This window comes from uncultured Roseicyclus sp., assembly GCF_937892565.1.
Classification (GTDB): Bacteria; Pseudomonadota; Alphaproteobacteria; order Rhodobacterales; family Rhodobacteraceae; genus Roseicyclus.
In genome coordinates this window covers 1-19826 of the sequence record NZ_CALAHQ010000028.1, presented here as the reverse complement: position 1 = coordinate 19826, position 19826 = coordinate 1, and the positions used below count along the sequence as shown (strand labels likewise).

At 61.9% G+C, this 19826-nt stretch carries 15 protein-coding genes and 1 tRNA gene; 2 read left to right on the top strand and 14 right to left on the bottom strand.

Annotated elements, in window-relative coordinates; translation table 11 throughout:
- Positions 1-136: 136 nt before the first annotated feature.
- The 13 genes from fusA to secE all read right to left on the bottom strand — a co-directional run bounded on the left by fusA (position 137) and on the right by secE (position 17753).
- Positions 137-2260 carry an elongation factor G gene (gene fusA, locus Q0094_RS04215; protein ID WP_297615576.1) on the bottom strand — a complete coding sequence of 708 codons (2124 nt, stop codon included), beginning with the start codon at positions 2258-2260 and terminating at the stop codon, positions 137-139.
- 65 nt (positions 2261-2325) lie between these two features.
- A complete protein-coding gene (gene rpsG, locus Q0094_RS04210) occupies positions 2326-2796 on the bottom strand; it encodes a 30S ribosomal protein S7 (RefSeq protein ID WP_297615574.1) in 471 nt (156 codons plus the stop codon).
- Positions 2797-2809: 13 nt separating this feature from the next.
- Positions 2810-3181, bottom strand: a complete 372-nt coding sequence (gene rpsL, locus Q0094_RS04205) for a 30S ribosomal protein S12 (protein ID WP_297615572.1) — start codon at positions 3179-3181, stop codon at positions 2810-2812.
- A 314-nt stretch (positions 3182-3495) separates the two neighbouring features.
- The gene (locus tag Q0094_RS04200; RefSeq protein WP_297615570.1) at positions 3496-4416 is read right to left on the bottom strand and encodes a DMT family transporter; all 921 of its coding nucleotides are present in this window, start codon (positions 4414-4416) and stop codon (positions 3496-3498) included.
- On the bottom strand, positions 4413-5261 hold the full coding sequence (locus Q0094_RS04195) for a glycosyltransferase (protein WP_297615568.1): 849 nt from the start codon (positions 5259-5261) through the stop codon (positions 4413-4415). Before Q0094_RS04195 ends, Q0094_RS04200 begins: the two co-directional genes overlap by 4 nt.
- Before the next feature lie 164 nt (positions 5262-5425).
- On the bottom strand, positions 5426-9637 hold the full coding sequence (gene rpoC, locus Q0094_RS04190) for a DNA-directed RNA polymerase subunit beta' (RefSeq protein ID WP_297615566.1): 4212 nt from the start codon (positions 9635-9637) through the stop codon (positions 5426-5428).
- Between the two features lie 85 nt (positions 9638-9722).
- On the bottom strand, positions 9723-13859 hold the full coding sequence (gene rpoB, locus Q0094_RS04185) for a DNA-directed RNA polymerase subunit beta (protein WP_297615564.1): 4137 nt from the start codon (positions 13857-13859) through the stop codon (positions 9723-9725).
- A gap of 260 nt (positions 13860-14119) precedes the next feature.
- Positions 14120-14497: a 50S ribosomal protein L7/L12 gene (gene rplL / locus Q0094_RS04180; RefSeq protein WP_297615562.1), complete on the bottom strand. Its 378-nt coding sequence runs from the start codon at positions 14495-14497 to the stop codon at positions 14120-14122.
- Between the two features lie 65 nt (positions 14498-14562).
- The gene (gene rplJ, locus Q0094_RS04175) at positions 14563-15075 is read right to left on the bottom strand and encodes a 50S ribosomal protein L10 (RefSeq protein WP_297615560.1); all 513 of its coding nucleotides are present in this window, start codon (positions 15073-15075) and stop codon (positions 14563-14565) included.
- A gap of 439 nt (positions 15076-15514) precedes the next feature.
- Positions 15515-16213: a 50S ribosomal protein L1 gene (gene rplA, locus Q0094_RS04170; protein WP_297615558.1), complete on the bottom strand. Its 699-nt coding sequence runs from the start codon at positions 16211-16213 to the stop codon at positions 15515-15517.
- A gap of 3 nt (positions 16214-16216) precedes the next feature.
- Positions 16217-16669, bottom strand: a complete 453-nt coding sequence (rplK, locus tag Q0094_RS04165; RefSeq protein ID WP_297615556.1) for a 50S ribosomal protein L11 — start codon at positions 16667-16669, stop codon at positions 16217-16219.
- Between the two features lie 177 nt (positions 16670-16846).
- Positions 16847-17380: a transcription termination/antitermination protein NusG gene (nusG, locus tag Q0094_RS04160; RefSeq protein ID WP_297615554.1), complete on the bottom strand. Its 534-nt coding sequence runs from the start codon at positions 17378-17380 to the stop codon at positions 16847-16849.
- 181 nt (positions 17381-17561) lie between these two features.
- Positions 17562-17753, bottom strand: coding sequence for a preprotein translocase subunit SecE (gene secE / locus Q0094_RS04155; RefSeq protein WP_297615552.1), 192 nt, complete (start codon positions 17751-17753; stop codon positions 17562-17564).
- A gap of 122 nt (positions 17754-17875) precedes the next feature.
- Between secE and Q0094_RS04150 the strand changes: the two genes are divergently transcribed.
- Positions 17876-18751, top strand: coding sequence for a lysophospholipid acyltransferase family protein (locus Q0094_RS04150; protein WP_297615550.1), 876 nt, complete (start codon positions 17876-17878; stop codon positions 18749-18751).
- A gap of 26 nt (positions 18752-18777) precedes the next feature.
- Here the strand turns inward: Q0094_RS04150 and Q0094_RS04145 are convergent.
- Positions 18778-18853, bottom strand: a tRNA-Trp gene (locus Q0094_RS04145).
- Between the two features lie 147 nt (positions 18854-19000).
- Here Q0094_RS04145 and Q0094_RS04140 point away from each other — a divergent pair.
- Positions 19001-19702: a DUF374 domain-containing protein gene (locus tag Q0094_RS04140; RefSeq protein WP_297615548.1), complete on the top strand. Its 702-nt coding sequence runs from the start codon at positions 19001-19003 to the stop codon at positions 19700-19702.
- Positions 19703-19826 lie beyond the last annotated feature (124 nt).

Here is a 19826-nt window from a genome sequence, read left to right as displayed (position 1 = left end):
CAATCGTGCCGATGTTCACATGCGGCTTGTTACGTTCAAACTTTGCCTTTGCCATGATGGCCTCCTTGATGGGGTGCCGGGCGCAAGGCCCGGCCTACTGGTTGTGGGTAGGCCGGGCCTCGCGCCCGGCGCCCTGTCATGCGTATTTGGACTGGATCTCTTCCGAGATGTTCTGCGGCACCGGTTCGTAATGGTCGAACAGCATCGTGAACTGCGCGCGGCCCGAAGACATGGAGCGCAGCGTGTTGATGTAGCCGAACATGTTGGCCAGCGGAACGAAGGCATTGATGACATTCGCGTTGCCACGGCTTTCCTGCCCGGTCACCTGACCGCGACGCGAAGTCAGGTCGCCGATGATGCCGCCGGTATAATCCTCGGGCGTCACCACTTCGACCTTCATGATCGGCTCGAGCAGTTTGGCGCCCGCCTTTTTCAGACCCTCGCGCATGCCCATGCGGGCTGCGATTTCGAAGGCCAGAACGGAGGAGTCGACATCGTGGAACTTGCCGTCGATCAGCGCGACCTTGAAGTCGATCACGGGGAAGCCAGCCAAGGGGCCGCTGTCCATGACCGACTTGATGCCCTTTTCGACACCGGGGATGTATTCCTTGGGAACCGCACCGCCGACAATGCGGGATTCGAAGGTGTAGCCTTCGCCCGGCTCGGTCGGCGAGATTTCCAGCTTGACCTCGGCATACTGACCCGACCCACCCGATTGTTTCTTGTGGGTATAGGTGTGTTCGATCGAGCGGCTGATCGTTTCACGATAGGCCACTTGCGGGGCGCCGATGTTCGCCTCGACCTTGAATTCGCGCCGCAGGCGGTCGATCAGGATGTCGAGGTGAAGTTCGCCCATGCCGCGCATGATGGTCTGACCGGATTCGATATCGGTTTCCACGCGGAAGGACGGATCTTCGGCCGCAAGCCGCTGCAGACCCATCGACATCTTTTCCTGGTCAGCCTTGGTCTTGGGTTCAACCGCGATCTCGATCACCGGATCGGGGAAGGTCATGGTTTCCAGGACGACCGGATGGGCAGGATCGCACAGCGTGTCGCCGGTGGTCGTGTCCTTGAGGCCCGCCAGCGCGATGATGTCGCCGGCGAATGCCTCGGCGATCTCTTCTTGCTTGTTGGCATGCATCATCACCATGCGGCCGATGCGTTCTTTCTTGCCCTTGGTCGAATTCATGAGCTGGTCGCCCTTCTTCATCTGCCCGGAATAAATCCGGGTGAAGGTGAGCGTGCCCATGAAGGGGTCGTTCATGATCTTGAAGGCAAGCCCGGCAAAGGGCTGTGCGTCATCGGCGGACCGCGAGATATTGCGGGTTTCGGTTTCGTCACCCGGCGTGAACCCCATGTAGGCGGGCACGTCCAGCGGACCGGGAAGGTAATCGACCACGGCGTTCAGCAACGGCTGCACACCCTTGTTCTTGAAGGCCGACCCCCCCAGAACGGGCACAAAGGTCATCGACAGACAGCCCTTGCGGATCAGCGCGCGCAGGGTCGGCACGTCGGGCTCCTGACCTTCGAGATAGGCCTCCATCGCGGCGTCGTCCATTTCGACGGCGTTTTCCACCAGAACCGAGCGCCATTCATCGGCCAGATCCTTCAGGCTGGCGCGGATCGGCTGGCGGATCCAGGACGCACCCAGATCTTCACCCTGCCAGACCCATTCTTCCATGGTCACCAGATCGACGATGCCTTCGAGTTGATCCTCGGCACCGATGGGAAAGTTCACCGGCACGGGGGTCGCCCCGGTGCGGTCCTTGACCATCTTGACGCAATTGAAGAAATCGGCGCCGATCTTGTCCATCTTGTTGACGAACACAAGGCGCGGCACCTTGTAGCGATCGGCCTGACGCCACACGGTTTCGGTCTGAGGCTCGACCCCGGCATTGGCATCAAGCAGCGCAACCGCACCATCAAGAACCGCCAGCGAGCGTTCCACCTCGATGGTGAAATCGACGTGGCCGGGCGTGTCGATGATGTTGAAACGCACCTTGCTGTCGGCGGTGCCTTCGGCGGTGGGATCTTGTTGCCACTGCCAAAAGGTCGTGGTGGCAGCGGAGGTGATGGTGATCCCGCGTTCCTGTTCCTGTTCCATCCAGTCCATCGTGGCCGCGCCATCATGGACTTCGCCGATCTTGTGAGACCGGCCGGTGTAATACAGGATGCGCTCTGTCGTCGTGGTCTTGCCGGCGTCGATATGCGCCATAATACCAAAATTGCGATAGCGCTGGAGCGGATAGTCGCGTGCCATGGGGCAGTCCTCAGGCTTGGGTTACGGATCGGAAGGACGGCCCCCGGATGGGGCCGCCCGTTCTGTTACCAGCGGTAATGGCTGAACGCGCGGTTGGCGTCGGCCATCTTGTGGGTGTCTTCGCGCTTTTTGACGGCAGAGCCGCGCGAGTTCACGGCATCGATCAGCTCGCCTGCGAGCCGCTCTTCCATCGTGTTCTCGTTGCGGGCGCGCGACGCGTTGATCAACCAACGGATCGCCAGAGCTTCGCGGCGCTCGGGGCGGACTTCGACGGGCACCTGGTAGGTGGCACCACCCACGCGGCGCGACCGCACCTCGACGGAGGGTTTCACATTGTCCAGCGCTTCGTGGAAGACATCCACAGGAGCGCGCTTGAGCTTGGCCTCGACCCGCTCAAAGGCGCTGTAGACGATGCGCTCTGCGACCGACTTCTTGCCGTCGATCATCAGATTGTTCATGAATTTGGTCAGCACCGTATCGCCATATTTGGCGTCGGGCAGGACTTGGCGCTTTTCAGCGGCGTGACGACGGGACATCTCTCGGATCCTCTTACTTGGGGCGCTTCGTGCCGTATTTCGAACGACGCTGGCGACGATTCTTGACGCCCTGCGTGTCGAGAACACCGCGCAGAATATGATAGCGCACGCCGGGAAGATCCTTTACCCGGCCGCCGCGGATCAGAACCACCGAGTGTTCCTGAAGATTGTGGCTTTCACCCGGGATGTAGCTGATGACCTCGAACCCGTTGGTCAGGCGCACCTTGGCCACTTTCCGCATGGCCGAGTTCGGCTTTTTCGGGGTCGTGGTGTAGACGCGCGTACAGACGCCGCGTTTTTGCGGACAGGATTCCAAGTGCTGGGACTTGGAGCGTTTTACTTTGGGCTGCCGCGGTTTGCGGATCAGCTGCTGAATCGTCGGCATTCGGTTCCCCGTCTTGCTCTCTCATGTCGGCGGCGCGCCCGTGCGATGCACGAAAACACCAAAGCCGCAAGCATCCCTTCCCTACCTGGAGGACGCTGCGGTGGAAGTTTCAGAGGATCGGGGCACCCAATCGGCCCGGATCATGACCACTACAATTCTGTATCAGGCAAAGGCCCCGCAGTTGCAGACACCCCTACCAAGTGCGGCTGGCTATAGGGGGAGTCGGAGCAGGTGTCAACAACAGCCCGGCCCGGTCTTGAGCCCCCCGTCATCAACCCCATCCAGGGGGTCTTTGCTGGCCCTTGGACCGCATGTCAGCCGTGCGACGGCGCCTTTGGGATATCGGCGTCGGGTGCGGCTGCGCGCGCCAGCCGGCGTTCGCGCACAAGCGTGAAGATGCCTGTCCCCATCACGACAGCCCCCCCGATCAAGGCCAGGGCATTGGGAAACTCGTCAAAGACCAAAAACCCGAGGATCAACGCGAAAACCAGCGATGTGTAGCGGAATGGCGACACGAACCCGACCTCGCCGATGCGCATGACCATGATGCCAAAGACATAGCCGCCGATGATCAGGACCGATGCCGCAAGGATCAGCGCCGCCTCGCGCAGGTCAAACGCCACCCATGGCGTGAACAGCGACAGCACACCGCCCACAAGACAAACCGCCGCCGCCGTCAGCACCGCCACGCTCATCGATGGCACGGCGGGGCTGAAGGCCCGCGTGAACAGATCGCGCGCGGTGATCACCACAACCGACAGCACCGCCAAAAGCGACCAGATGGTAAACCCATCGGTGCCGGGCTGGACGATCAGCATCACGCCGAAAAACCCGATGCCGATCGCCGTCAGCCGCCGCCAGCCCACCGGATTGCCAAAGATCACCGCAGCCCCCAGCGTGACGGCAAGCGGCAGCGCTGCCAGAATGGCCGTGGCATTGGCGATGGGCATGTTGGTCAGCGCCAGGGTAAACATCACCATCGACGCGATTTCCGCCAGCGTGCGCCCCGCAATCAGCGGCCGGTCACGCCGCGGGAACGACAGCCGCAGACCGGTGGTCAGCTGCACAAAGACAGCAAGCATGAGGGTGGTGCCCAGACCGCGCAGAAAGATCACCTGAAACAGCGGCACGGTTTCGGCGACCAGCTTGACGCACGCATCATTGCCGATGAACGCCGCCATCGACAGCGTCATGTAAAGCGCACCTTTCTGGTTGGGACTGAGGGGCGCGGTCATGGGCTGTCGCCCGTCGCATCTTGGGCCATGCGCTGCAATGCGGCGGGCGAAAGGGCAAAGCGGTCGCGCAACAGTCTGCGGGCCACCCCGGGCGACAGGGCGCTGGCATGGGGCGGGATGGTACGGTCGCTGTCGTTATGGCCATGCAATGTGCGCAAGAACATGATGTCGCCCGGATCGATCCAGCACCGCACCGCGCTGGCCAGATGGCGGTGGTTCCACCGGAAGATATTGGGCCGCGCATCCGATGTCATGATCATCGCGGCGGCCAGACCCAGCGGCTCTTTCTCGGCATGATCCCAGAACTGCCGATCCTCGGGGGCCGACATGTCCCAATAGATGCCACGGTGAAAACAGATCGCGGCAAGGGTTTGCGCATCGGCCCAGCCCAAGGCCAAAAGCTGATCGGCAATCTTGCGCGTGCGCGCGATGTAGTCGCGTGCGACCGCATCATCATCATCGATGCGAAAGCCGGTGATAAAGGACGCGCGCCCATTCCATGCCTGACGAAAGGCGCGCCGTGTCGAATTGACCGGCCCTGCGGGTGCCAGCACACAAAGATCCACAAAGGGGTGGTGCCGCTGCAAATCCTGCAACCGCTGGTGCCAGCGCAAGGGCATGCTGTCGCCGGTCAGCACGACCAGACGAAAGTCCATATCGGTTTGCGCAGCCAGAGATGGCAGACAGATGTTTTCGAAATAGGCAAAGCGGCGCTGCATGCGCTGCTCATCATACAACATGTCGGCCAGGTCTTCGCGATGCGTGTCATGGGCCTTGAAACCAAGCGTTCCCAGATAGGAAAAGCGGCAAACGCCAATGATCTGGTTGTCTTCGCGGTGACCCATGGTGCCAATCTAAGCAACTGTCCGGTTCAGCTTAGGCGAAAGCCCAGACAAACGAAACACCCCCAAACGGCCAAAAGCGATACGCCTTGCGATGTGTCATTGGCACAAAAAAACGCCCCATCGAAACCGACGGGGCGTTTTGGTTCCAACGGGCGCCTGCGCGCCTATTCTGTCTCGTCGCCGGTTTCGGCCGAGGCCATCACCGGTGCCGCAAGGGCCACAGCGGTTTCGGCTTCGGCGCGCGCGGCTTCGATCACGGCCATGTCGCGGGCCTTGGCGATGCGCTCCACACGTTGGGTCGCGCCACCCGTGCCCGCCGGGATCAGACGGCCGACGATGACGTTCTCCTTGAGGCCCACCAGCTTGTCGACCTTGCCCTGAACCGAAGCCTCGGTCAGCACGCGGGTCGTTTCCTGGAAGGAGGCCGCCGAGATGAAGCTGCGGGTCTGCAGCGACGCCTTGGTGATGCCCAACAAGATCGCCTGTGCCGCGGCCGGACGGCGGCCTTCGGCTTCGGCCTTGGCGTTCATCGCGTCCAGTTCGGCCTTGTCCACATGTTCGCCCTTGAGCAGCGTGGTTTCCCCGCTGTCCAGGATTTCCAATTTCTGGAGCATCTGACGCACGATCACCTCGATATGCTTGTCGTTGATCTTCACGCCCTGAAGACGATAGACCTCCTGCACCTCGTTGATCATGTATTCGGCCAGCGCCTCGACACCCATGATCGCCAGGATGTCATGGGGGGCGGGATTGCCATCCATGACGTAATCGCCCTTCTGGACATAGTCGCCTTCGGCCACGGGAATGTGCTTGCCCTTGGGAACCATGTATTCGACGGGCGCAAGGCTGTCATCGACCGGAACGATGGTGATCCGGCGCTTGTTCTTGAAATCGCGTCCGAATTTAACATAGCCGTCGATCTCGGCGATGATGGCGTGATCCTTGGGACGCCGGGCTTCGAACAATTCCGCCACGCGGGGAAGACCCCCGGTGATGTCCTTGGTCCTGGCACCTTCGCGCGGGATGCGCGCCACGACTTCGCCGGCCTGAATGGTCTGGCCATCCTCGATCGACAAGATCGCATCCACCGACATCGGATAGGTGACCGGGTTGCCGGCCTCGTTGCGGACGGGCTGGCCCTCGGCGTCGACAATCAGGATCTCGGGCTTCATCTCGTTGCCCTTGGGCGCCGTGCGCCAGTCGGACACGATCTTTTGCGTCATGCCGGTGGCGTCATCGGTTTCCTCACGGATCGAGAAGCCCGAGATCAGATCGACGAATTTCACCGTACCGGTTTTTTCGGCGATGATCGGCAAGGTATAGGGATCCCATTCGAACAGCCGGTCGCCACGGGTGACCTTGCGGCCCTGTTCGACATGGACCTTGGTGCCATAGCCCAGCTTGAACGCGGCGCGTTCGGCACCCTGATCATCGGTGATGACAAGCTGCATGTTGCGGCCCATCACGACCTGTTCGCCGCTGGGGTTCTTCAGCAGGTTGGGATTGGCGAAGCTGACGATGCCTTCGACATTCGCTTCCTGGAAGGATTGCTGCGCGCCTTGGGCCACGCCGCCGATGTGGAAGGTCCGCATCGTCAGCTGCGTGCCGGGTTCACCGATCGACTGGGCGGCGATGATGCCGACCGCTTCGCCGGTGTTGACCCGCGTGCCGCGTGCAAGGTCACGGCCATAGCACGACGCGCAGACGCCTTCTTCGGCCTCGCAGGTCAGCGGGCTGCGGATCTTGCAGGTCTGCACGCCGGCGGCCTCGACCGCGTCGGCGCGGCGTTCGTCGATCAGCTCACCCTTGGCGACGATGACCTCATCGGTGCCGGGCACAAGGATATCCTCGCCCGCGGTCCGGCCAAGGATACGCTCGGCCAGCGACGCCACAACCTCACCGTCATTGACGGCGGCGGTTGCGGTGATCACGTTCTCGGTGCCGCAATCTTCCATCCGGATGATGCAATCTTGCGCCACATCGACCAGACGGCGGGTCAGATAGCCCGAGTTGGCGGTCTTGAGCGCGGTGTCCGACAGACCCTTGCGCGCACCATGGGTCGAGTTGAAGTATTCAAGAACGGTCAGACCTTCCTTGAAGTTCGAGATGATCGGCGTTTCGATGATCTCGCCAGAGGGCTTGGCCATCAGGCCGCGCATGCCGCCCAGCTGCTTCATCTGCGTGACCGACCCCCGCGCGCCCGAATGGGCCATCATGTAGACGGAATTCGGTTCCAGCTCGGCGCCGTTGGCGTCGAACTTCTTGGCCGAAATGGTCGCCATCATCGCATCGGTGACCTTGTCGTTGGCTTTCGACCAGGCATCGATGACCTTGTTGTACTTTTCGCCCTGAGTGATCAGGCCGTCCATGTACTGCTGTTCGAATTCCTTGACCTGATCGCGGGTTTCGTCGACCAGCGCCCATTTGGTGTCGGGGATGACCATGTCATCCTTGCCAAAGGAAATGCCGGCCTTGAATGCCTCGCGGAAACCCATGCCCATGATCTGGTCGCAAAAGATCACCGACTCTTTCTGGCCGCAATAGCGGTAGACGGTGTCGATGACCTGCTGCACCTCTTTCTTGCGCAACAGCCGGTTGACCAGATCAAAGGGCGCCTTGGCGTTGAGCGGCAGAAGATCGCCCAACAGCGCGCGGCCTGCGGTCGTGTCGAAACGGCGCCAGACCTCGTTGCCTTCTTCGTCGATCTGCTTGATGCGCGCCTTGATGCGGGCATGCAGATGCAATGCGCCCGCGTCCAGCGCATGGCGGATCTCGTTCACATCGGCAAAGACCATGTCCTGACCGGGCATCCCCTCCCGCTCAAGCGTGACGTAATAGAGGCCAAGGATCATGTCCTGCGAGGGAACGATGATCGGCGCACCATTGGCGGGCGACAGAACGTTGTTGGTCGACATCATCAACACGCGCGCTTCAAGCTGTGCCTCAAGGCTCAGCGGAACGTGCACGGCCATCTGGTCACCGTCGAAATCGGCATTGAAGGCAGAGCAGACCAGCGGATGCAGCTGGATCGCCTTGCCCTCGATCAGCACTGGCTCAAAGGCCTGAATGCCCAGACGGTGCAGCGTGGGCGCGCGGTTGAGCAGCACGGGGTGTTCGCGGATCACCTCGTCGAGGATATCCCAGACCTCGGGGCGCTCTTTCTCGACCAGCTTTTTCGCCTGTTTCACGGTCGAAGACAGGCCCTTTGCCTCCAGCCGCGAATAGATGAAGGGCTTGAACAGCTCGAGCGCCATCTTCTTGGGCAGGCCGCACTGGTGCAGTTTCAACTCGGGGCCGGTCACGATGACCGAACGGCCCGAAAAGTCCACCCGCTTGCCCAGCAGGTTCTGGCGGAACCGGCCCTGCTTGCCCTTGAGCATGTCGGAGAGCGATTTCAGCGGGCGCTTGTTGGCCCCCGTGATCACGCGGCCCCGGCGGCCATTGTCAAACAGCGCATCAACCGCTTCTTGCAGCATCCGCTTTTCGTTGCGCACGATGATGTCGGGCGCGCGCAATTCGATCAGCCGCTTCAGGCGGTTGTTGCGATTGATGACGCGGCGATAAAGATCGTTGAGATCCGAGGTCGCGAACCGGCCCCCGTCCAGCGGCACCAGCGGGCGCAGTTCCGGCGGGATCACGGGGATCACGGTCAGAACCATCCATTCGGGGCGGTTGCCGGAGTCAAGGAAGCTTTCAACGATCTTCAAACGCTTGATGATCTTTTTCGGCTTCAGCTCGCCCGTGGCTTCCTTGAGTTCCTCGCGCAGCGTGTTGGCCTCGGCCTCGAGGTCGATATTGGCCAGCATCTCGCGGATCGCTTCGGCCCCGATATTGGCGCTGAAGGCGTCAGATCCATAGGCGTCTTGCGCGTCGAGGAATTCCTCTTCGCTCATCAGTTGCCCATAGGACAGATCGGTCAGGCCCGGCTCGATCACGACATAGTTTTCGAAGTAGAGAATGCGTTCAAGATCGCGCAACGTCATGTCGAGCATCAGGCCGATGCGGGAGGGAAGCGATTTCAGGAACCAGATGTGGGCGACGGGGGCTGCCAGTTCGATATGGCCCATGCGCTCGCGGCGGACCTTTTGCAGCGTCACTTCCACGCCGCACTTCTCGCAGACGACGCCACGATATTTCATCCGCTTGTACTTGCCGCACAGGCACTCGTAATCCTTGATCGGCCCGAAGATGCGGGCACAGAACAGGCCGTCACGCTCGGGCTTGAAGGTGCGGTAGTTGATCGTTTCGGGTTTCTTGATCTCGCCGAAGGACCAGCTGAGGATGCGCTCGGGCGAGGCCAGCGAGACCTTGATCTCGTCGAATGCCTTGGGCGGGGTCAGCGGGTTGAAGGGGTTGTTTGTCAGTTCCTGGTTCATGATCGGTTCCTAAGCTTGAGGCGGGGGAGGTGCGATCCTTCGTACGAAGGATCGCAAATGCGAATATTCGTACGAATATTCGGCGTTATTCCTCTTCCTCCGCATCCAGGAGTTCCATGTTGAGGCCCAGACCCCGGACCTCCTTGACGAGAACGTTGAACGATTCCGGCACGCCGGCCTCGAAATTGTCCTCACCCTTGACGATCGACTCGTAGACCTTGGTGCGGCCCGCCACGTCGTCCGACTTCACCGTCAGCATTTCCTGCAAGGTGTAGGCGGCGCCATAGGCTTCCAGCGCCCAGACCTCCATCTCGCCAAAGCGCTGGCCGCCGAACTGGGCCTTGCCGCCCAGCGGCTGCTGGGTAACGAGGCTGTAGGGGCCGGTCGAGCGGGCGTGGATCTTGTCATCGACCAGATGGTGCAGCTTGAGCAGGTATTTCACCCCCACCGTGACCTTGCGGGCGAAACGCTCGCCCGTGCGGCCATCAAACAGCACCGACTGACCCGAGGTGTCAAAACCCGCGCGCGCCAGCGCATCATTGACATCGGCCTCCTTGGCGCCGTCGAACACAGGCGTTGCGATCGGCACGCCACGGGTCACGGTGCCCGCGCTTTCGATCACCTGATCCTCGTCCATCGGGCCAAAGGCGTCGTCATAGACCTCGTCGCCATAGGCAAGACGCAGCGCCTCACGCACGGGCGTCATGTCACCCGAGCGGCGATATTCATCGAGCGCCTCGTCGATCTTGAGACCCAATGCCCGTGCAGCCCACCCCATATGGGTTTCAAGGATCTGGCCCACATTCATGCGCGACGGCACGCCCAGCGGGTTGAGAACCATGTCGACGGGGGTGCCATCCTCAAGGAAGGGCATGTCTTCCATGGGCACGACCTTGGACACCACGCCCTTGTTGCCGTGACGGCCGGCCATCTTGTCGCCGGGCTGAAGCTTGCGCTTCACGGCGATGAAGACCTTGACCATCTTCATCACGCCGGGGGGCAGATCATCGCCGCGGCGGACCTTTTCGACCTTGTCCTCGAAGCGGTGATCGAGCGCGCGCTTTTGCGCCTCGAACTGCTGGTTGAGCGCTTCGACCTCGGCTGCGTCTTTTTCATCGCCAAGGGCAAGCTGCCACCACTGGCCGCGGCTGAGCGTGTCGAGCAGATCCTCGGTGATGTCCGACCCGGACTTGATGCCCTTGGGCCCCTTCACGGCGGTCTTGCCCAGGATCATGGACTTGAGGCGCGCATAGATGTTGCGCTCGAGGATCGTCAGCTCATCGTCGCGGTCACGGGCCAGACGCTCGACTTCCTCGCGTTCGATCTGAAGCGCGCGTTCGTCCTTTTCCACGCCATGGCGGTTGAAGACGCGCACCTCCACGACCGTGCCGAAATCGCCGGGCGGCAGCCGCAACGACGTGTCGCGCACATCGGATGCCTTTTCGCCGAAAATCGCGCGCAGAAGCTTTTCCTCGGGCGTCATCGGGCTTTCGCCCTTGGGGGTGATCTTGCCCACCAGAATGTCGCCCGGGCCCACGTCCGCACCGATATAGACGATGCCCGCCTCATCGAGGTTGCGCAGGGCTTCCTCGCCCACATTGGGGATGTCGCGGGTGATTTCCTCGGGCCCAAGCTTGGTGTCGCGGGCTGCGACCTCGAATTCCTCGATATGGATCGAGGTAAAGACGTCGTCGCGCACGATGCGCTCGGAAATCAGGATCGAGTCTTCGTAATTGTAGCCGTTCCACGGCATGAAGGCCACGACGACATTCTTGCCGAGCGCCAGTTCCCCCATATCCGTGCTGGGGCCATCGGCGATGACCTCACCCTTGCCGACCACGTCGCCCACCTTGATCAGCGGGCGCTGATTGATGCAGGTGTTCTGGTTCGAGCGCTGGAATTTGCGCAGGCGGTAGATATCGACGCCTGCGTCGCCCAGTTGCAGATCCTCGGTGGCACGCACCACGATCCGCTGGGCGTCGACCTGATCGACGATCCCGGCGCGGCGCGCCTGAATGGCCGCGCCGCTGTCGATGGCAACCTTGCGTTCGATGCCGGTGCCCACGAAGGGGGCATCGGCTTGCAACAGCGGCACCGCCTGACGCTGCATGTTCGAGCCCATCAGCGCGCGGTTGGCGTCGTCGTTCTCGAGAAAGGGGATCAAGGACGCCGCGACAGACACCAGCTGCTTGGGCGACACGTCGATCAGATCGACCTGATCGCGGGGCGCGAGCGTGTATTCACCGGCCTGACGGGTGTTGACCATTTCATTGAGGAACTGGCCGCTGTCGCTGAGGTTGGCGTTGGCCTGCGCCACGGTGTGGCGCATTTCCTCGGTTGCGGACATGTAGACCACCTCATCGGTGACCTGGCCGTCCTTGACCTTGCGATAGGGGGTCTCGATGAAGCCGTATTTGTTGACCCGTGCGAAGGTGGCTAGGCTGTTGATCAGGCCGATGTTCGGCCCTTCGGGCGTTTCGATGGGGCACATCCGGCCATAATGCGTCGGGTGCACGTCGCGCACTTCGAAGCCCGCGCGTTCGCGTGTCAGACCGCCCGGCCCGAGCGCCGACAGGCGGCGCTTGTGCGTCACTTCGGACAGCGGGTTGGTCTGGTCCATGAACTGCGACAACTGGCTTGAGCCAAAGAATTCGCGCACCGAAGCCGCTGCCGGTTTGGCGTTGATCAGATCTTGCGGCATGACCGTGTCGATCTCGACCGAGGACATGCGTTCCTTGATCGCGCGCTCCATGCGCAACAGACCCACGCGGTACTGGTTTTCCATCAATTCGCCAACCGACCGCACGCGGCGATTGCCCAGATGATCGATGTCATCGATGTCGCCCTTGCCGTCGCGCAATTCGACCAAGGCCTTGATGCAGGCGATGATGTCGTCGCGGCGCAGCGTGCGCAGCGTGTCGGGTGCATCCAGATCCAGACGCATGTTCATCTTGACCCGCCCCACGGCGGACAGATCGTAGCGCTCGCTGTCGAAGAAGAGCTGATCGAACAGGATCGACGCCGCCTCGACCGTCGGCGGCTCACCGGGGCGCATGACGCGGTAGATGTCCATCAGCGCGCCATCGCGGCTGAGGTTCTTGTCGGCGGCCATGGTGGCGCGGATGTAGCCACCGACCGCAATATTGTCGATGTCGAGCACCGGAACCTCGGTGATGCCGGCATCGATCAACGCCTTGAGCGTGCCGCCCGACACTTCGCCGTCACGGCCGATATCCCAGGTCAGCTCTTCGCCGGCTTCGACATAGATCGCGCCGGTGACTTCGTTGATCATGTCCTTGGCCGCATAGCGGCCGATGATCTGCTCGAAGGGCAGCAAGATCTCGGTAACCTTGGCCTCGTCGATCAAGCGCTTGACGGTGCGCGGCGTGACCTTTTCGCCGGCCTTGGCAATCACTTCGCCGGTGGCGGCATCGACCAGATCGAATGTCGGACGCGTGCCGCGCACCCGCTCGGGGAAAAAGCGCGTGGCCCAGCCGCGGTTCTTTTCCATCTTGAAGGTGACGGTGTTGTAATAGGCATCCATGATGCCTTCTTGCGACAGACCCAGCGCATAAAGCAGCGTGGTCACCGGCAGCTTGCGGCGGCGGTCGATGCGGGCAAAGACCATGTCCTTGGCATCGAATTCGAAATCCAGCCACGATCCGCGATAGGGAATGATGCGGCAGGCAAACAGCAGACGGCCCGAGGAATGCGTCTTGCCCTTGTCATGGTCGAAAAACACACCGGGCGAGCGATGCATCTGCGAGACGATCACGCGCTCGGTGCCGTTGACGATGAAGGTGCCGTTGGGCGTCATGAGCGGCATGTCGCCCATGAACACGTCTTGTTCCTTGATGTCCTTCACCGATTTCGCGCCGGTATCCACATCGACATCGAACACGATCAGACGCAGCGTGACCTTGAGCGGTGCCGCATAGGTCAGATCGCGCTGCTGGCATTCCTCGACGTCGAACTTGGGCTCTTCCAGCTCGTATTTGACGAATTCAAGAACGGCGGTTTCGTTGAAATCCTTGATCGGGAACACCGACTGGAACACGCCCATGATGCCTTCGCCGTCGCGCGGCTTGTCGCCATCGCCGGAATTCAGGAACAGATCATAGGAGGATTTCTGAACCTCGATGAGGTTCGGCATTTCAAGAACTTCGCGGATCTTGCCAAAGTATTTGCGGATTCGCTTCTGGCCTGCGTAGGTCTGAGCCATGCTCTAACGCACCTTTCCATGTGTTTCGCTGTGCCGTTCTCGCCGTCGGGGCCTCGGCGGAACAGCACCCTGAAACAAGAGATGACGGACCAATCTGTCTGCCGTCCCACCGGCAGATCCCGATCCTGATGCCACCGTCTTGGAAAACACCCCTGATCGCAGGGCCCTTGCCAAGACGCCGACGGCTGGGCCCGGATATGTCCGAGCCCAGCCTGTCTTGATGTCGACACGCCCGTCTGGGGCATGCCGGTCGCGGCAGCTCAGCCCAGCTCGACCACGGCGCCAGCCGCTTCCAGCTTGGCCTTGACGCCTTCGGCTTCGGTCTTGGACACGGCTTCTTTGATCTTGCCGCCGGCTTCCACCAGATCCTTGGCTTCTTTCAGGCCCAGACCGGTCAGCGCGCGCACTTCTTTGATCACGTTGATCTTCTGTGCGCCGGCATCCTTCAAGATGACGTCGAATTCGGTCTTTTCTTCCACAGCGGCAGCGCCAGCACCATCGGCCGGGGCAGCCATCATCACAGCGCCGCCGGCGGCGGGCTCGATGCCGTATTCATCCTTGAGGATCGTCTTGAGTTCCTGCGCCTGCAGGAGGGTCAGATTGACGATCTCTTCCGCGAGTTTCTTCAGATCAGCCATTTTTCACGTTCCGTATGTAAGAATGGGGGTTCCAACGCCGCAAGTGCGGGTCAGGGTCGGGTTGCTTACGCCGCCTTCTCTTCGATGGTCGAAAGGATGGAGGCGATATTCGAAGCAGGTGCGCCAATGGCGCCGGCGATGTTGGAAGCGGGCGCGCCGATGCAAGACACGACCTGAGCGATAAGCTCTTCGCGCGACGGCATCTTTGCGACGGCCTTCACACCGTCAGCAGTCAGAACGGTCCCACCCATTGCACCGCCAAGGATGACATATTTGTCATTGGCCTTGGCGTACTCGTCCGCGGCCTTGGCGGCTGCGACCGGGTCTTCGGAATAGGCGAGAACGGTCATGCCCGTCAGAAGACCCGCGATGCCAGCGACATCGGTGCCTTCAAGGGCGATCTTGGCGAGCTTGTTCTTGGCGACACGCAAGGCCCCGCCTACACCGCGAACGCGGGCGCGCAGGTCTTGCATCTCGGCAACCGTGAGGCCCTGATAGTGTGCCACTACCACGACGCCAGAGCTTTCGAAGATCTGGCCGAGTTCCTCGACCACTTTCTCTTTCTGGGCTCTATCCACAGGTTTACTCCAGTTTTGGGGCCCCAGTTGACTTGGGAAACCCCGGCTCAGTTCTACCGGATCGCTCCGGCGGTTTTGGTCCGTTGGTCACGGGTCCAAGACCACCAGGCGCTCAACGCTGAGCTCTTGGCTGTTCGGTCTGATCCCGCCTCGGGCAGGATTTACCGGAGTTATCACCCCAACCCACCGTCTCGGACGAAAGCAAAAAGCGAGCGACGAATCGCCCGCTCTTTGCGTCTGTGCTGACTAGCCCCATTCCGGGCGGGTGCCAAGCCCCGAAGCGCACCCATGGAAAGATGACGTAGCCGTGCAGTCGCAGCCAAAGCGATCATCCACGGATTTTGTGGCATCTGCGCACTTCAGGTGCCTTGATCGGTCGCATTTGAACGAAAAAAGCGGGCATTTCTGCCCGCTTTCGTGCATTCCGCTCTGGGTCGGCTCAGTTGCCGGTGGCGCTGTCGAGGCTGACCGAAACGCCCGGGCCCATGGTCGAGCTCAGCGAGACCCGCTTGAGATAAGACCCCTTGGCACCCGCAGGCTTGGCCTTGCTGACCGCTTCGACAAAGGCGCGCACGTTTTCGGCAAGCTTTGCCTCATCAAAGCTGACCTTGCCGATACCGGCATGGATGATGCCCGCTTTTTCGACCTTGAATTGCACCTGACCGCCCTTGGCTGCCTGAACGGCATCCTTGACGTCCATGGTGACGGTGCCGATCTTGGGGTTCGGCATCAGGTTGCGCGGCCCGAGGATCTTGCCCAGACGGCCCACGATGGGCATCATGTCCGGGGTGGCGATGCAACGATCGAAGTCGATCTTGCCACCCATGATGGAGTCCATCAGGTCTTCGGCGCCCACGATGTCGGCCCCGGCGGCCTTGGCTTCGTCAGCCTTGGCGCCACGGGCGAACACCGCCACGCGCACCGTCTTGCCGGTGCCATTGGGCAGGTTCACCGTGCCACGAACCATCTGGTCCGCATGGCGCGGATCGACGCCCAGATTCATCGCGATCTCGATGGTCTCATCGAACTTGGCCGAGGCGTTGGCCTTGATCAGCGACAGCGCCGCTTCGACCGAGATATCTTCCTTGCCGTCAAAGGCGCCACGGGCTGCCTGAAGGCGTTTTGCAATCTTGGCCATGGCTTACCCTTTCACCTCGATGCCCATCGTCCGGGCAGAGCCCAGGATGATCTGCATCGCTGCTTCGATGTCATTTGCGCTGAGGTCCTTCATCTTGGCCTCGGCGATTTCACGCAACTGGGCTGTGGTGATCGTGCCCACCACATCACGGCCCGGCTTGGCCGATGCCTTGGCGCGATTGCGCTTGCCCACGGGCTTGAGACCCGCCGCCTTCTTGAGGAAATAGGACGCGGGCGACGTCTTGATTTCCATCGTGAAGGACTTGTCCTGATAATAGCTGATCACGGTCGGGCAAGGTGCGCCCAATTCCAGATCCTGCGTCCGGGCGTTGAACGCCTTGCAGAATTCCATGATGTTCAGGCCGCGTTGACCCAGAGCGGGACCAACAGGCGGGGACGGGGTGGCTTGCCCCGCCTTGATCTGCAGTTTCATCTTGCCGATAAGCTTCTTGGCCATCTGGCCATCTCCTTCATGCCAACAGCCGCGGGGCGCGCCCCTTGGCCTTTGTGGACGTGGTCCGGTCCGACGGTCGCGACCGCCTCGCCTCCCACGTGGGAATCGGATCGGGCACGACACCCATCCGACAACTCCGGCCGGGTACCGCGAAACGGACCCGTATTCAAATGGAAAACCTCAGCCCTGCTTGGCGACCTGAGTGAATTCCAACTCGACCGGGGTGGCCCGGCCAAAGATCGACACCGAAACCTTGAGGCGCTGGTTGCCCTCGTCGACGTCTTCGACCATCCCGTCAAAGCCCTCGAAGGGCCCGTCATTGACCTTGACCTTCTCACCGATGTCGAAGGTGATGGTGTACCGCGGCGAGGCTTCGCCTTCGACCACCCGGTTGAGGATGGTGTTTACCTCTTCGTCGCGCATGGGCATGGGGCGGCCTTGTGGCCCGAGGAACCCGGTGACGCGGGGAATCGAATTGATCGCATGATAGGCCTGATCGGTCATCTCCATGCGCACCAGCACATAGCCCGGCATGAAGCGGCGCGGCACGGTCACTTTCTTGCCCCGACGAATTTCGATCACATCCTCTTCGGGGACCAGAACCTCTTCGATCACCTCTTCGAGATGTTTTTCGGCCACGGCCGTGCGGATCTGTTCCGCGATCCGCTTTTCGAAATTCGAAAGGACGCTGACCGAATACCACCGTTTCGCCATCGTGATCCCGTTCCTTGCACCGGACGCCTGCACAGACGCCGTTTTTTCGTTTCACTTCAATGCCCCAAGCGGGCGCCCGAAAAAGAAACAGCGTGCATCACGACTCGATGCACGCCATCATTCCGGAGGATTTGCTTGCCGCTTATCCCCCTGCCTTCGGAAAATCAAGGGCGCACAGCCCTTACCCGAAGACCGTCAGGATCATCTCCAGACCGTTGCGGATCAGCAAATCCACGAAGAAGAAAAAGATCGCAAAGACGACGGCCAGCAAAAACACCATCGCGGTGGTCACCAGCACTTCGCGGCGCGAGGGCCAGACGACCTTGGCGATCTCGCTGCGGGTCTGCTGGAGGAACTGGAACGGGTTGGCCATGGGTCATCTCTTGCGTCTGGTCGCGGCGGATATACGCATGTCGACGGCCCGGTGCAAGGCGAAGCCTGCCTGCGCGCCGGTTTTGGCTTGGCAACGGCGCATCAACTGGTCATTTAAGGGATATGTTTTCGCGACCGATCCGTTCGACCTGGAACCATCTGCGCTACATTCCCCTGTTATCGGCGCTGACATGGTCGCGTTGGCGCAGCTTCGAGGTGCGCTCGCGCGCTCTGGGCTCGGCCATCGGCGCGGTGATGCGGTGGTTTCCCTTGGCCCGGCGCCGCTTTGACCGCGAAGTGCGTCACATCTTTCCGGACATGCCCCGCCGCGACCGCGCACGGCTGAGCGGTGCCATGGGCCGCCAGATGGGCCAGACCCTGTTCGAAATCTATCATTGCGCGGAATTTCAGACCCGCCAGGATCGCTTCACCGTCTCGGGACCGGGGATGGCCGCGCTGGAGGCCGCGCGCGCGGCGGGCAAGGGCGCGCTGATCGTCTCGGGGCATTTTGGCCAATGGGAAGCGGTGCGCGCCGTGCTGAAAGCCCGTGGCATGGAAACCGGTGCCGTCTACCGGCCCCAGACCAATCCGCATTACCAGCGCCGCCTGCTTGCGGGGATCGAGGCCGGTGGCAAACCCATTCTGGAAACCGGCCGGATCGGCACCACGGCTCTGGTGCGACATCTGCGCGCCGGGGGCTTCATGGCGATCATGCTCGACGAGAAATACGCCGAAGGCGTGCGGCTTCCGTTTCTGGGCCGCCCGGCGCTGACATCGCTGGCGGCGGCACAACTGGCGCTGAAATACGATCTTGCGATGGTGCCCGCCTATGGCATCCGCTGCCCCGAGGGCGACCGCTTTGACGTGGTCTTCGAAGCGCCGATCCCGCATGGCGATGCACAGACCATGACACAGGCCTTCAACGACAGCCTGTCGGCGCGCATCCGTGAACACCCTGACCAATGGTATTGGCTTTTGCGCCGATGGGCCGGCGCCTGACGATGGCTGTCATGAAACCTGGATCCTGGCAGGGGCGGAGGGACTCGAACCCCCGACCGTCGGATTTGGAATCCGATGCTCTACCAACTGAGCTACACCCCTAGGCCGGGGGTGGGGATAGGGCGATTTGGCGGGCTTGTCCAGATGCGAAAGCGGCGCAGGGCATCGATGTCCCTGATCGGGGACAGGCCGGATTGACCGCATCGCCGATCCCGTCCAATCAATACCAGCGCGACAAGGGAGGGATCCATGAGCCTGCGACGACGCATCGCCTCGAGCCGGGGATTGAACCGGGCCATCGCGGCGGTGTTCGGCCTGTGGCTGCGTCTGGTCTGGGCGACATCGCGGCGCGATGCCCAAGGCTGGGACGCGGTGGCGCGCCTGATCGAGGCACATGGCGCGGTCATCATCGTATGCTGGCATCAGCGGATCATGCTGACGCCCTGGATGTTCGACCTGACGCGCGCGCGCTGTCAAAGCCTGACCTCGGCGGGCCGGGCGGGGCGGGTTGTGGGCTGGATTCACCAGCATTTCGGCTATGGCTCGGTGCCGATGCCCAAGGGCACGCTTGGCACCCCGGAAATGCGCCAGATCCTGACGGGCCTGCGCCAGGGCGTGTCGATCGGCATTTCCCCCGACGGGCCACGCGGCCCGGCCCGTGTGGCAAAGGATACGCCCATTCGATGGGCGCGCGCGGCCCAGGTGCCGATCGTGGCCTTCAGCTTTGCCGGATCGCGGGTCTGGCGCTGGCGCACATGGGACCGGCTGCATTTCCCCCTGCCCTTCGGCCGGTTGGTGCTGCTTTGGCAACAGTGGGACCAAAGGGTGCCAGAGCGGTTGAGCGACGCAGAGGCAACGCGCCTTGCCGCGGATCTGGGCGGCTTCATGGACGCGCTGACCGCCCGGGCCGACGAGGCCCTGAAGCATCCGCAGCCAGCCAGTCAGGCATGAAAAAGGCCGCCCCGCAGGGCGGCCCATTCCGAGTGTCGAATGCAAAGGGGCAGATAACCGCCCCCAGCACTCAGGCGAGGATCTTCGACACCGCCCTGTCTGGCGCGTCGGTGCGATCCGCGCC